The sequence below is a fragment of the Sedimenticola selenatireducens genome (genome assembly GCF_963675335.2).
GTDB classification, from domain to species: domain Bacteria; phylum Pseudomonadota; class Gammaproteobacteria; order Chromatiales; family Chromatiaceae; genus Sedimenticola; species Sedimenticola selenatireducens.
In genome coordinates, this window is the sequence record NZ_CAXXYC010000004.1 from 1,479,287 (window position 1) to 1,492,878 (window position 13,592).

Annotated in this window: 12 protein-coding genes; 7 read left to right on the forward strand and 5 right to left on the reverse strand. The window is 60.6% G+C overall.

The genetic code is table 11. From position 1 onward, the window contains the following. Positions 1 to 114 precede the first annotated feature (114 nt). The 5 genes from trkA (at position 115) to glcF (ending at position 6,789) form a co-directional block, all read left to right on the forward strand. Positions 115 to 1,488, forward strand: coding sequence for a Trk system potassium transporter TrkA (gene trkA, locus ACHZBF_RS18050; RefSeq protein ID WP_321529196.1), 1,374 nt, complete (start codon positions 115 to 117; stop codon positions 1,486 to 1,488). A gap of 66 nt (positions 1,489 to 1,554) precedes the next feature. Beyond that, positions 1,555 to 3,006, forward strand: a complete 1,452-nt coding sequence (locus tag ACHZBF_RS18055) for a TrkH family potassium uptake protein (protein ID WP_029134883.1) — start codon at positions 1,555 to 1,557, stop codon at positions 3,004 to 3,006. Between the two features lie 9 nt (positions 3,007 to 3,015). Further along, positions 3,016 to 4,500, forward strand: a complete 1,485-nt coding sequence (gene glcD, locus ACHZBF_RS18060; protein WP_321529197.1) for a glycolate oxidase subunit GlcD — start codon at positions 3,016 to 3,018, stop codon at positions 4,498 to 4,500. Positions 4,501 to 4,507: 7 nt separating this feature from the next. Further along, the gene (glcE, locus tag ACHZBF_RS18065; protein WP_321529401.1) at positions 4,508 to 5,572 is read left to right on the forward strand and encodes a glycolate oxidase subunit GlcE; all 1,065 of its coding nucleotides are present in this window, start codon (positions 4,508 to 4,510) and stop codon (positions 5,570 to 5,572) included. Further along, positions 5,572 to 6,789 carry a glycolate oxidase subunit GlcF gene (gene glcF / locus ACHZBF_RS18070; protein WP_321529198.1) on the forward strand — a complete coding sequence of 406 codons (1,218 nt, stop codon included), beginning with the start codon at positions 5,572 to 5,574 and terminating at the stop codon, positions 6,787 to 6,789. Before glcE ends, glcF begins: the two co-directional genes overlap by 1 nt. 84 nt (positions 6,790 to 6,873) lie before the next feature. Here glcF and ACHZBF_RS18075 read toward each other — a convergent pair whose 3' ends face one another. From ACHZBF_RS18075 to ACHZBF_RS18095, 5 genes are all read right to left on the reverse strand, one after another. Further along, a complete protein-coding gene (locus tag ACHZBF_RS18075) occupies positions 6,874 to 7,239 on the reverse strand; it encodes a response regulator (protein WP_273440480.1) in 366 nt (121 codons plus the stop codon). Positions 7,240 to 7,244: 5 nt separating this feature from the next. Beyond that, the gene (locus ACHZBF_RS18080) at positions 7,245 to 7,778 is read right to left on the reverse strand and encodes a sigma-70 family RNA polymerase sigma factor (protein ID WP_037376142.1); all 534 of its coding nucleotides are present in this window, start codon (positions 7,776 to 7,778) and stop codon (positions 7,245 to 7,247) included. A gap of 217 nt (positions 7,779 to 7,995) precedes the next feature. Then, a complete protein-coding gene (locus ACHZBF_RS18085; RefSeq protein ID WP_321529199.1) occupies positions 7,996 to 9,360 on the reverse strand; it encodes a sigma-54-dependent transcriptional regulator in 1,365 nt (454 codons plus the stop codon). A 60-nt stretch (positions 9,361 to 9,420) separates the two neighbouring features. Continuing rightward, positions 9,421 to 9,825, reverse strand: coding sequence for a DUF423 domain-containing protein (locus ACHZBF_RS18090; protein WP_321529200.1), 405 nt, complete (start codon positions 9,823 to 9,825; stop codon positions 9,421 to 9,423). Beyond that, entirely contained in the window at positions 9,822 to 10,376 is a 555-nt protein-coding gene (locus tag ACHZBF_RS18095) for a hypothetical protein (RefSeq protein ID WP_321529201.1), read from the reverse strand. Before ACHZBF_RS18095 ends, ACHZBF_RS18090 begins: the two co-directional genes overlap by 4 nt. 406 nt (positions 10,377 to 10,782) lie before the next feature. Here ACHZBF_RS18095 and aprB point away from each other — a divergent pair, with 406 nt between their 5' ends. Both aprB and aprA read left to right on the forward strand, forming a co-directional pair. Then, positions 10,783 to 11,250, forward strand: a complete 468-nt coding sequence (gene aprB, locus ACHZBF_RS18100) for an adenylyl-sulfate reductase subunit beta (protein ID WP_029134891.1) — start codon at positions 10,783 to 10,785, stop codon at positions 11,248 to 11,250. 56 nt (positions 11,251 to 11,306) lie between these two features. Continuing rightward, positions 11,307 to 13,304: an adenylyl-sulfate reductase subunit alpha gene (gene aprA, locus ACHZBF_RS18105; RefSeq protein ID WP_321529202.1), complete on the forward strand. Its 1,998-nt coding sequence runs from the start codon at positions 11,307 to 11,309 to the stop codon at positions 13,302 to 13,304. Positions 13,305 to 13,592: the final 288 nt, after the last annotated feature.

Here is a 13,592-nt window from a genome sequence, read left to right on the forward strand (position 1 = left end):
TGAATGACTGTGTGGGCATACACGACGGTCCATGCTGCTGATTCTGCACCGGCCAGCGTTCAGGCGCGCCGTGGTGGCGGATCGACTCAACCCGGAAAGTAACAGAAAGAAATAATGAAAATAATCATCCTAGGCGCCGGGCAGGTGGGGACATCGGTGGCCAACAACCTTGCCTCCGAGGCGAACGATATTACGGTTGTCGACCAGGACGCCGATCTGCTCAGGGAGCTGCAGGACCGGCTCGATCTGGGTACCGTGCAGGGACATGCGGCGCATCCGGATGTGCTGATGCGGGCCGGTGCCGAGGATGCCGATCTGATTCTTGCCGTGACCAACAGCGATGAAACCAACATGGTCGCCTGTCAGGTGGCCTACAGCCTGTTTCGCACCCCCACCAAGATTGCCCGGGTACGCGCCCTCGGCTTCACCAAGTATCCTCAGCTGTTCTCTCCCGAGGCGATGCCGGTCGACGTGTTGATCAGCCCGGAGCAGCTGGTGACCGACTACATCATGCGCCTGGTCGAGAACCCCGGCGCCCTGCAGGTGCTGGACTTCGCCGGTGGCCGGGTGCGTCTGGTGGCGGTGCGCGCCTATTACGGCGGGCCGCTGGTGGGCAATGAGTTGCGTACCCTGTATGACCACATGCCCAACATCGAGGCGCGGGTAGCCGCCATCTACCGCCAGGGGCGGGCGATTCAGCCGGAAGGCGACACTATCATCGAGGCAGACGACGAGGTCTTCTTTATCGCGGCCAAGGAGAATATCCGGGCGGTGATGAGTGAGCTGCGGCGTCTGGACAAGCCGTTCAAGCGACTGATCTTCGCCGGTGGCGGCAACATTGGTATGCGCCTGGCGCACGCCCTGGAGCGCGATTACCAGGTCAAGCTGATCGAGCGTAACCGCGAGCGGGCCCAGAAGGTGGCGGAGGAGTTGCCGAAGACCATCGTGCTGCACGGCGACGTGGCCGACGAAGATCTGCTGATGGAGGAGAACATTGAGGGCACCGACGTGTTCTGTGCCGTCACCAACGATGACGAGGCCAACATCCTCTCCGCCATGCTGGCCAAGCGGCTGGGGGCGCGCAAGGTGATGGCGCTGATCAACCGCGCCGCCTATGTCGACATGGTGCAGAGCGGACCCATTGATATCGCCATCTCGCCCCAGCAGGCCACCATCGGCAGTCTGTTGACCCATGTGCGCCGGGGCGATGTGGTGATGGTGCACTCGCTGCGGCGCGGCGCGGCGGAGGCGATTGAGGCGGTGGCGCACGGCGATCCCAGTTCATCGAAGGTGGTGGGCCGGGCGATCGAGGATATCAAGCTGCCGAAGGGGACCAATATCGGTGCCGTGGTGCGTGGTGACGCGGTACTGATCGCCCATCACGACACGGTCATCGAGTCGGAAGACCATGTCATCCTGTTCCTGGTGGACAAGCGGCAGATCCCGGATGTGGAGCGGCTGTTCCAGGTGGGCATTACTTTCTTATAAGGGGGCGGCTCGGGACGGGTGGCTGGCCGGGGGTCAGGCAGCGCGGTACCGGGATAGCTGAGCGATATGCAATTCAGTGCCATTCAACGCATACTCGGAATCCTGTTGATGGTGTTCAGCGTCACCATGTTGCCGCCGATGCTGGTCTCTATCTGGTATGACGACGGTGCCTACACCTCTTTTCTGATCGCCTTCATCATTATCCTGATGGTGGGTGCGGTCTGCTGGATCATGGTGCGGGACCAGACCCGGGAGCTGCGTCTGCGGGATGGTTTCATGGTAGTGGTGATGTTCTGGACCGTTCTGGGCATCGCCGGTTCGCTGCCCTTTACGCTTGCCGTCGACCCGCACATGTCGCTCACCGATGCCGTGTTTGAATCGATCTCGGGTCTGACCACCACCGGTTCAACGGTGATCATGGGGCTGGATGAACTGCCGCGGTCGATTCTCTATTATCGGCAGCAGCTGCAGTGGTTGGGCGGCATGGGCATCATTGTACTGGCGGTCGCGGTGTTGCCGATGCTCGGCATCGGTGGCATGCAGCTGTACCGAGCCGAAACCCCCGGTCCGATGAAGGATACCAAGCTGACACCGCGCATTACCGAGACGGCCAAGGCGCTCTGGTACATTTATTTGGGCCTGACTATAGCCTGCATTCTGGCCTATTGGTTGGCCGGCATGTCGCTATTCGATGCCGTGAGTCACGCCTTTTCCACTGTCGCCATCGGTGGCTTCTCTACCCACGACGCCAGCATCGGCTATTTTGACAGTACCCTGATCGAGATGATCGCCGTTCTGTTTCTACTGCTTTCCGGGGTCAACTTCGCGCTGCATTTTATCGCCATTAACCGGCGTAATCCCCGGGTCTATCTTGTCGACAGCGAGTTCCGTTTCTATCTGCTGGTGCTGTTGTTTGTGGCTCTCGTGGTGAGCGTAACCCTGCACACCACCGGCACTTATGAAGACTGGGGCGAGGCCTTTACCAAGGGGCTGTTTCAGGCGGTCTCCATCGGCACCACCGCCGGCTTCACCACCGCTGATTACTCCCTCTGGCCCGGCTTCATTGCCATTGTGCTGCTGTTTACCAGCTTCATCGGCGGCTGTGCCGGATCGACTGGCGGCGGCATCAAGGTGATCCGCTTCCTGTTGCTGATCAAACAGGGCTTGCGGGAGATCACCCGACTGATCCATCCCAGCGCCCAGATTCCCATCCGGGTGGGCGCAAAGACCATAACCCCACGGGTGGTGGAGGCGGTGTGGGGCTTTTTCGCCCTTTATGTGGCCAGTTTCACCTTCATGTATCTGGCGCTGGCGCTCACCGGTCTGGATCTCATGACCTCCTTTTCAGCGGTTGCCGCCTCGATCAATAACCTCGGGCCGGGGCTGGCCTCGGTAGGGCTCAACTATGCAGGCCTGAACGATCCGGCCAAATGGATTCTCTGTTTTGCTATGCTGTTGGGACGACTGGAGATCTTTACTCTGCTGGTGCTGTTGTCACCGGCCTACTGGCGAAAGTAGTAACCCCCCATGAGCCATACCCCGAATATTGACAAACCCGCGCTGATCAGGGCGCTGCAGCAGCAGCTGCCCACCGAGCTGATCCTGCATGAACAGGAGGCACTGCGCCCCTATGAGTGCGACGGACTCTCGGCCTATCGCCAGGTGCCCCTGCTGGTGGTGCTGCCGGAAAACGCCGAACAGGTACAACGGGTGATGCAGTGCTGTCACCGGCTTGGGGTGCCGGTGGTGGCCAGGGGCGCGGCGACCGGCCTGTCCGGTGGCGCCCTGCCGCTGGCCGACGGGGTGTTGATGAGCCTGGCCAAGCTGAATCGGATTCTGCACATCGATCCGCTCAACCGCACCGCACGGGTACAGCCCGGTGTGCGCAATCTGGCCATCTCCGAGGCGGTGGCCGCCCAGGGGCTCTACTACGCCCCTGATCCCTCGTCCCAGATCGCCTGCACCATCGGGGGTAATGTGGCGGAAAATTCCGGAGGGGTGCACTGCCTCAAGTACGGGCTGACCGTACACAATGTGCTGCAACTTAAGTTGGTGACGGCCGATGGTGAGCTGATCACCCTGGGAGCCGAGGCGCTGGATGCCCCGGGTTTTGACCTGCTGGCGCTGCTGATCGGCTCTGAGGGGATGCTCGGTATTGTGGTCGAGGTGCTGGTGAAACTGCTGCCGACGCCCGAGCGCGCCCAGGTTCTGCTGGCCGCCTTCGACGACGTCAGCAAGGCGGCCAACGCGGTGGGCGACGTGATCGCCGCCGGGATCATCCCGGCCGGCCTGGAGATGATGGACGGGCTGGCGATCCGCGCCGCCGAGGATTTTGTCCATGCCGGTTATCCGGTGGATGCCCAGGCTATTCTGTTGTGCGAGCTCGACGGCGCCAATGAAGAGGTCTCGGCCCATCTGGCCCGGGTACGCCAACAGCTGCTGGATTCCGGCGCCACCGAGGTGCGCACGGCGCGTGATGAGGATGAGCGGACCCTGTTCTGGAAGGGGCGCAAGTCGGCCTTCCCGGCGGTGGGGCGGATCTCGCCCGATTATTACTGCATGGACGGCACGGTGCCACGCAAGCGGCTGGCCGAGGTGCTGCTGGAAACCAGCCGGCTGTCCGAGCGCTACCAGTTGCCGGTGGCCAATGTATTCCATGCCGGTGACGGCAACCTGCATCCGCTGATCCTATACGACGCAAACCAGCCGGGAGAGCTGAAGCGGGCCGAGGATCTGGGCGCCGAGATCCTGGAGTTGTGCGTGCGGGTGGGAGGCACCATCACCGGTGAGCACGGGGTGGGGCACGAGAAGATCCATCAGATGTGTGTTCAGTTCAGCAGTACCGAACTGAATCAGTTCCATGCGGTGAAGAAGGCCTTTGACCCCCAGGGGCTGCTCAATCCCGGCAAGGCGATTCCCCAGCCCCGGCGCTGCTCCGAGTACAAGGCGCTGGGGTCGGATACCCTCACCGCCCCCAGCGCCCGGGATCAGGGTGCCAGGAAGGGGGTATAGCATGACGATGCCATCCAGTGATATCAGCCAGGCTTTGATCCAGGCCGTTACCGAGGCGGCCGATCGGCGGCAGCCGTTACAGCTTTGCGGTTCAGGCAGCAAGGACTTCCTGGGCCGCACGCCTTCCGGCACGTCGCTGGATCTCACCGGGCACCGGGGTGTGATCAATTACGAACCACGCGAACTGGTGATCACCGTCCGGGCCGGTACCCGTCTGGCCGAATTGGAGGCCCTGCTGGCCGCTGAGGGCCAGATGCTGCCGTTCGAACCGCCCCATTTCAGTCCGGCCGCGACCCTGGGTGGAACTGCCGCCTGCGGCCTGTCGGGGCCACGCCGTCCCTATGCCGGAGCGCTGCGGGATTTCGTCCTGGGCGTCACCCTGATCAACGGCCGGGGGGAGCGGCTGCGCTTTGGCGGCGAGGTGATGAAGAATGTGGCCGGTTACGATCTTTCCCGTTTGATGGTGGGAGCAATGGGTACGCTTGGCGTGCTGCTGGATGTCAGCATGAAGGTGTTGCCGCTGCCCGAGGTGGAGCGCACTCTGGTGCAGGAGTGTGATGAGCTCCAGGCGATTGAGCGGATGAACCGGCTGGCTGGCAGCCCGCTGCCGCTGACGGCGGCCGCCTTTGACGGGCTGAAACTCTTTTTACGCCTCGCCGGGTCCGAGCAGGGTGTGGCTGCCGCCCAAACCCAGCTGGGCGGAGAGGTTCTGCCGGATGGCGAACGATTTTGGCACCGGGTCCGGGAACTGGAACACCCCTTTTTCGGCAATGACCGACCACTCTGGCGGCTCTCGGTAGCGCCCGGATCACCGCCGCTGGCCCTCCCCGGCAAACAGTTTATCGATTGGGGAGGCGCCCAGCGCTGGCTGGTCACCGACCAGTCCGCCGAGCGGGTGCGGGAGCGCGCCATACAGCACGGTGGCCATGCCCAGCTGTTCCGGGGAGGTGAGCGCACCGGGGAGGTTAATCACCCGTTAGCCGGGCCGCTGCTCCGACTGCACCAACAGCTGAAGCAGGCCTTTGATCCGAAGGGGATTTTCAATCCGGGTCGGCTCTATGCGGGGTTCTGATGCAAACTAACCTGCCGCGCGATTTTCTCAATACACCGCATGGCCAGGAGGCGGATGCCATCCTCAGAAGTTGCGTGCATTGTGGTTTCTGCACCGCCACCTGCCCCACTTATCAATTGCTGGGAGATGAGCTGGACAGTCCCCGGGGGCGTATCTACCTGATCAAGCAGGTGCTGGAAGGGGAGCCCGTAACCGAACGGACGCAGCGCCACCTGGATCGTTGTCTCACCTGCCGCTCCTGTGAGACCACCTGTCCATCCGGGGTACGTTATGCGCGACTGCTGGATATCGGTCGGGGCATGGTGGAGCAGCAGGTGGGCCGTCCCCTGTTTGCCGGAGTGATGCGCTGGGGGCTGCGTCACGTGCTGCCCTATCCAAAACGCTTTGCCCTGGCGCTCGGGCTGGGGCAACTGTTTCGACCACTGCTGTCGGCCAGGCTGAAACAGAAGCTGCCTGCCAGGGGTGCCCCATCAGTCCGGCCAATTACCAAGCATGCGCGAACCCTGCTGGTGCTGGAGGGGTGCGCCCAGTCGGTAGCGACGCCCAATACCAACGCTGCCGCTGCCCGGGTGCTGGACCGGTTGGGGATTTCGCTTATCTCACCGACCGGTCAGGGCTGTTGTGGCGCCGTCAGCCAGCATCTGGCGGCGGAAGCCGAGGCAGCCGGGTTCATGCGCCGTAATATCGACGCCTGGTGGCCGCATATCGAATCCGGGGTTGAGGGCATCCTGATCACTGCCAGCGGTTGTGGCACCCAGGTCAAGGAGTATGGCGAGTTGTTGCAGCACGATCCGGCCTATGCCGCGAAGGCGCGGCGGGTCTCCGAGCTGGCCCGGGATCTGTGCGAGGTGCTGGAGACGGAGCCACTGGAGACATTGTCGATTGCCGGGGCTGGCCGGCAAATCGCCTACCACTCTCCCTGTTCGTTGCAGCACGGGCAACAGCTGGCCGGCCGCGTCGAGGCGGTTCTGCTTCGTCTCGGCTTCGAGCTGACGCCGGTGGTGGACAGCCATCTCTGTTGCGGCTCGGCCGGCACCTATTCGATTCTGCAGCCCGCACTCTCGCAGCGGCTGCTGGATAACAAGCTGGCGGCGCTGGAGGCGGCCGGTCCGGAGTGTATTGTTTCCGCCAATGTGGGTTGTCAGCTGCACCTGCAAGGCGGTGCGCAACGGCCGGTAAAACACTGGATCGAGCTGCTGGATGAGGCGATGGTCTGATCCGGGGTGCTCATAGGGCGGGTCGTACCCGCCGCATCGGTGATGGAATTTCGTTTAAAGTCTGTTACGCCCGCCGGGAGCTGTTTAGTCGACCGGCGTTGCAGCATACGACTGAAACAGTCGATGCAGTTTTTTGGCGCTGACCGGCTTGGGTTCAAAATGGCAGAGTGAGTGGTCGCACTCCTCCGCATTGAGATAGCCGCTGCTGAGAATGATCCGCATAGCCGGGTTGAGTGCCCGCAGCCGGCTGACCAGGTCCATCCCGCAGCCGTCCGGCAGATTGTAGTCCAGTAGTCCCAGGTCGACCTTTCCCGACCGGGCGGCCTCGATGGCCGCTGTGCAGCAGTCGGTGGCGGTGACCCGGTAGCCCAGCTCTTCAAACTCCCAGGTGAGCATCTGCCGCAGGGCGCGGTTGTCTTCCACGATGAGCAGATGTTGAGTGCGATTCATTCGGTTCAGGCCACCAAGGCTTCCCTAAGTTTGTTGCGCGCCCGGAACAGCCGGGTGCCGACGCCTGCTGAGGTAATGCCCAGTTTTTCGGCGATCTCTTTCTGAGAATAGCCCCCAATCACCTGATGCACCAGCGGTTCCCGGTACTCGGCCGGCAGTTCCTCTATTGCCCGGCGCAATACGAACGCCTCGGTGGAGGTGTCGTAGTAGTTGTCGTGCGACTCCAGGGTTTCCAGGGGGATGTCTGACTCCTGCAACTGTTTGCGCTCAAAACGGCGGGCATTTTCACGCCGCAGTATGGTGAACAGCCAACCCTTTGCCGCCTTCGGGTTTTGCAGATTATGCAGGGATTTCCAGGCCCGTAGCAGGGTCTCCTGCACCAGGTCCTCGGCGGTGTGCGGGTCGCCGGCAAGCCAGTGCGCATAGCGTTGCAGGTCCTGGGCGTAGCCACTGACCAGTTCGTTGAATTGGCGATTATTGTCGTGGCCGGTTTCGGTGGCTGCTTCGTTCCAGTTCTGTACCAGGGCGAGATTACTCATCACTATTAATCCTTGCGTGTGTTGTAAGTGGGTGTTTGCAAGGAGATAGAGCAGGAGCTGTGCCAAGATTATAACTCATTGATTAACAATGAATTAATAGAATTATTGGAATGAGTATTGTAATGAAGTGTTGTAACGAAACGTTAAACGTAACGATCTGATGCGGGGCCGGCGGGAGTGGGCAGACACGGGGGCCTGCCCCTACAAGAACCAGAGATCAGGGGAGGGTCAGGTCGTATTTCTTGATCTTGCGATCCAGGGCGGGGCGGGAGATGCCCAGTATCTCGCAGCTGTTGCCCTTGTGTCCCCCGGTATGGTCAAGCACCCGCTGGATATGCTCGGCCTCCACTTCATCCAGCGTCCGTTCCACCGGGGTGGTGCCGGAGCCGCTGGTTGTGGGCGGGGAGCCGGTGGAGCCCTGTTGCCTGAACAGCAACAGATCAGGTGTCAGGACATTGCCCCGGGCATGCACCAGCGCCTGGGTCAGCAGATTCTCCAGTTCCCGTACATTACCCGGCCAGTCATAGCCCTTGAGTGCCGCCAGGGTGGCGTCGGTAAGCTGGGCGGCCGGTTTATGGATCTTGCGGGCGATGCGTGCCACCAGCGCCTCGGTCAGCAGTGGGATATCCTCCAGTCGCTCGCGCAGCGGCGGCAGATGGATGGAGATGACCTTCAGTCGGTAGGTCAGATCCTCGCGGAAACGGCCGGCGGCCGCCTCGGCGAAAAGGTCCCGGTGGGTGGCGGCGATAATGCGGGCGCTGGAGCGTATCTGCTGACTGCCGCCGACCCGCTCAAAGGTCTGCTCCTGCAGTACCCGCAGCAGTTTCGCCTGTAGCGGGGGAGCCAGTTCCCCAATCTCGTCCAGAAACAGAGTGCCGTCCTGGGCCAGTTCAAATTTTCCCTGCTTGCGTTCGCTGGCCCCGGTAAAGGCCCCCTTCTCGTGACCAAACAGCTCGCTTTCCAGCAGGGTGTCGACAATGGCCGCGCAGTTGATCGCCACAAAGGGACCCGCTACCCCGGAGTGGGTGTGGATCAGTCGGGCGACCACCTCCTTGCCGGTGCCCGACTCCCCGGTGATCAGCACGGTGGCATTGCTGCCGGCACTGAGTGCGATCTCCTTGCTGACCTGGAGCATCGCCTCGCCTCGGCCGATCAAGTCCTGGTGTGCTTTGGGTTCCACGTCACTGGATTGCAGCGCCTTGACCTCGCGCGACAGGCGTTGGTTCTCCAGCACCCGCTCCACCACATGCTGCAACTCTCCGAGTTTGACCGGCTTGTGGATGAAGTCGGCGGCCCCCAGCTTGATCGCCTCGATGGCCAGCTCCAGGTCGTGCTGGCCGGTCATCATGATCACACTCTGGTTCAGCGACTCTTCCCCGATGCTGTGCAGCAGATCGATGCCTTTGCCGTCCGGTAACTGCTGGTCCAGTAGCAGCAGGTCATAGGCGGATGCCCTGATCCGGTCGAGTCCCTCAGCGCAACGGTCGGTCCCTTCCACCAGAAAGCCCTGCTCCTCGAAGTGGAGTTGCAGCATTTGGTTCAGTGCGTCGTCGTCCTCGATGATCAGCAGTCGGGTGGTCATGGGTTAGCGTGTGCCTCCTGGCGCCTAGCATAGCGTAAACAGGCGGTGGCGATCTGGTACCTATGGGCCATTTGTTCGGGGTAGCCGGTAAAGGGCATAGCCGAGTGCGGTCCAGCCGGCCAGCAGGGAGAAGCCGCCAAACGGCGTAATGGCGCCGAGCATTGTGATCCCGGTAACGGCCATCAGGTAGAGACTGCCGGAGAACAGCAGTATGCCCAGCAGCATCAGCCAGCCGGCACGCTTTATCCAGCGGGCGGCCGGCAACTGGATGCTGAGCAGGCCAATCGCCAGCATGGCCAGTGTGTGCAGACCCTGGTATTGAATCCCGGTCTGCCAGACGGTCAGCATGTCACTGGTCAGGGTGTTGCGTAGAGCATGGGCGCCAAAGGCCCCCAGGGCAACCGTAACAAAGCCACTGATGGCGGCGCAGAGTAGCAGGCGGCGGCTTGCGGTGATGGCGTTCAATGGGCCTGCTTCCGGCCCAGTTCGCTGAGGATGTCGAGGACCAGCTGGCGGGTCTGCTCATTCATCCCCTTGCACAGTTTGTCTGCGTCCCGCTCACCGTTGATCAGCGGCCGGATCACCGCTGCCAGCCGGGACATCGGGCCGCCGGCGCGGCTCATCTGCTCGGCCATATTGGAAATCAGGGTCAGGGCCTCCACGTTGCCGCTGGCGGCGGCCTGGATCATGCCGGCCAGCCCGGGGGCCGCGAGGGTCGGTTCCGGTCGTGCGTTGGGGTCGGGCAGGGTGGCCGGGTCCTGCAGGCCGCGCAGGATCGCCTCGGCGATCACCCGGTCCTCCTCATCCAGTCCGAGCAGGGCGCCGGTGTCGCGCTGACCGTCGGCGATTCGCCGCACGGCCCGCACCAGGGCGCTCCAGCCGCTCGTGTCGGCCTGCTGCAACAGCGTTGCCAGTGCGGCCCGGTTGTGGGGCTGCTGGGCCAATTGCACAACCTGGCAGATAAAAGGGGCGTGCAGGGTGATGATCTGTTGATGCTTGGGTGGCAGATTTTTCATGGCAGTCAGTGCGTTAAATGGACATTCCCCACCATAACCGAGGCGCGGGCGGGAGGGAAGTCCGGCTACGGGCGGGGCGTGTCATCAGTTGCTTATCCAGCGAATAAACAGGGCTTATGCACCGCCCAAAACTATTGTTTGGCACTTTTATTAGCAAATCTTTATGTTGTCACTCCTGATTTCTGGAATGCTCCGCTGAAAGTTGCCTTCTCTGTTTGTCTTGCAGGGTTATCGAGAGAGTTACCAGAGTAAAAATCCGCAGGGTCAGCGATCCGAGAAAGGTCGCTATCTTCAGGGATAACACAGATTGAGATTCTTCCCGGCAATCCGGGTATCGACTCGAGAAAACGCCACTGAAGTCTGGTGGTGATTTTAACACTGCAGTGAAACTAGGAGAAAAAGTACCATGCCTACATTTGTGCGTACTGATAAGTGTGATGGCTGCAAGGGTCAGGACAAGACCGCTTGTATGTACATCTGCCCGCATAACCTGATGAAACTGGATATGGACGGTTCATTGACCGGTCATGCCATGAAATCGTTCAACCAGGAGCCCGATCAGTGCTGGGAGTGCTACTCCTGCATCAAGATCTGCCCGCAGCAGGCCATCGAAGCGCGTCCTTACGCCGATATCGTACCGCTGGGCGCGTCTGTTCAGCCACTGCGTGGTACCGACTCCATCATGTGGACCATCAAGTTCCGCAACGGCACCATGAAACGCTTCAAGTTCCCCATCCGTACCACCCCGGAAGGTTCTATCGATCCTTACGGTGGCAAGCCAGAGGCTGATATTTCCAAGATCGCTGAATCCGGCTTCTTCGTACAGGTCAACGGCTACCGTGCTGGCGACCCCAGCGAGCTGATCAAGAAGTAAGCTGCGGCATAGCCGAACTGTATTTGTAAAGTTTTTAGAATAAAGAGGAAATTCAAATGGCTGGTGAATTCGGAAATCCTGAAGTCATCGAGGAAGAGGTAGACATCCTCATTATCGGTGGTGGTATGGGCGCCTGTGGTGCAGCTTATGAGATCGGCCCCTGGGTCGACGCTGCCAAGAAACAGGGCGTGGATATCAAAGTCAAACTGGTCGACAAGGCCGCCATGGATCGCTCCGGTGCCGTGGCACAGGGTCTGTCCGCTATCAACACCTACATCGGTTCCGAGCAGGACCCCGCGGATTACGCCCGTATGGTCTCCAACGACCTGATGGGTATCACCCGTGACGATCTGACCTACGATCTGGGCCGCCACGTGGACGAGTCTGTGCACCTGTTCGAGGAGTGGGGTCTGCCGATCTGGAAGACCGACGAGAACGGCGAGCGTTTCGACGGATCCAAGGGCATGACCCCGTTGAAAGACGGTGGTAAGCCAGTACGTTCCGGTAAATGGCAGATCATGATCAACGGCGAATCCTACAAATGGATCGTTGCTGAGGCGGCCAAGAAAGCCCTGGGTATCGAAAACATCCAGGAGCGTGTCTTCATCGTCAAGCTGGTCAACGACAAGAACGACAAGAACCGCGTTGCCGGTGCTGTCGGTTTCTCTGTACGTGACCACAAGCTGTTCGTCTACAAGTTCAAGGCCTGTCTGCTGGTTGCCGGTGGTTGTGTCAACATCTTCCGTCCCCGTTCAGTCGGTGAGGGTCAGGGTCGTGCCTGGTATCCTGTATGGAATGCCGGTTCCACCTACTCCATGGCTGCAGAGGCTGGCGCTGAGCTGACTCTGATGGAAAACCGCTTCGTACCGACCCGCTTCAAAGACGGTTACGGTCCGGTCGGCGCTTGGTTCCTGCTGTTCAAATCCAAGGCCACCAATGCGTTTGGTGAAGTCTACATGGACCGCAACAAGGAGATGCTAGACGACTATCCTCCTTACGGTCAGGCGGCTGTTCCTGCTTCCTGTCTGCGTAACCACCTGATGCTGAAAGAGATGCGTGAAGGTCGTGGTCCGATCTGGATGGACACCGTCACCGCACTCGCCAACCTGCGTGAGACCCTGACCCCCCGTGAGGTCAAGCATCTCGAAGCAGAGGCCTGGGAAGACTTCCTGGATATGTGTATCGGTCAGTGTGGTATCTGGGCTGGTGAGAACATCGAGCCGGAGAAGAAAAACTCCGAGCTGATGCCGACCGAACCGTACCTGCTGGGTTCACACTCCGGCTGCTGCGGCATCTGGGTTTCTGGTCCTACCGATGTCGGCGCGCCGACTGACGAGGCCATGGACGGTGTGCCCGAGCATCTGCCGAAGGGCTGGAACTGGGGCTATCGTGGCATGACCACGGTACAGGGTCTGTTCACCGCTGCTGACGGCGTGGGTGCATCCGGTCACAAGTTCTCCTCCGGTTCACACGCCGAGGGTCGCATGTGTGCCAAGTCCATGGTGCAGTTCGTCATGGACAACAAGGATCACACCCCGGAGCTGGATACCAGTGTTGAGGACCTGGTGACCGAGATCTATCGTCCGGTGCGTAACTTCCTGGAATTCAAGGATTACACCACCGCGATCGACGTCAACCCCAACTACATCACTCCACGTATGCTGCAGTTCCGTCTGCAGAAGATCATGGATGAGTATGTTGCCGGTGTGGCCACCTACTACACCACCAATGAGCACATGCTGGAGCTGGCTGAAGCCAAGCTGGGTATGCTGAAGGAAGACTCCCTGAAGATGCGTGCGAAAGATCTGCACGAACTGCTTCGCGCCTGGGAGAACTACCACCGCATCCTGACTGCTGAAGCACACATGAAACATATTCAGTTCCGTGAAGAGTCCCGTTATCCCGGTTTCTACTACCGCATGGATAAAAACTTCGTGGACGAGGAGAACTGGAAGTGCTTCGTGAACTCCGTCTATGACAAAGAGACCAAGACCTGGACCTGCTTCAAGCGTGCCCATGTCGATCTGGTCGACAAGTCCAAGCTGTTCAAATAAGCTTTATTTGACAGCCTGATGGCAAGGAAGTCCGGGTGTCGCAAGGCGCCCGGACTTTTTTTGTCCAGGATGGACTTATGCCGCGGACGACTCCAGGGATGGCAGCCAGCGGCTCAAGGCCTCCCCACGGGGTGGCAAACCGGTTACTATCAGCGGTCTGTTGGTAGGCCGTAGGTTGGGGTGAGGAACGAACCCCAACAACATAGCTGAACACTGACGTAATGGTTTAGTATTACCGGAGAAATCAGGACGCATCGGCCCACTCCGTCCCCGCCGGTGGATTTCTTG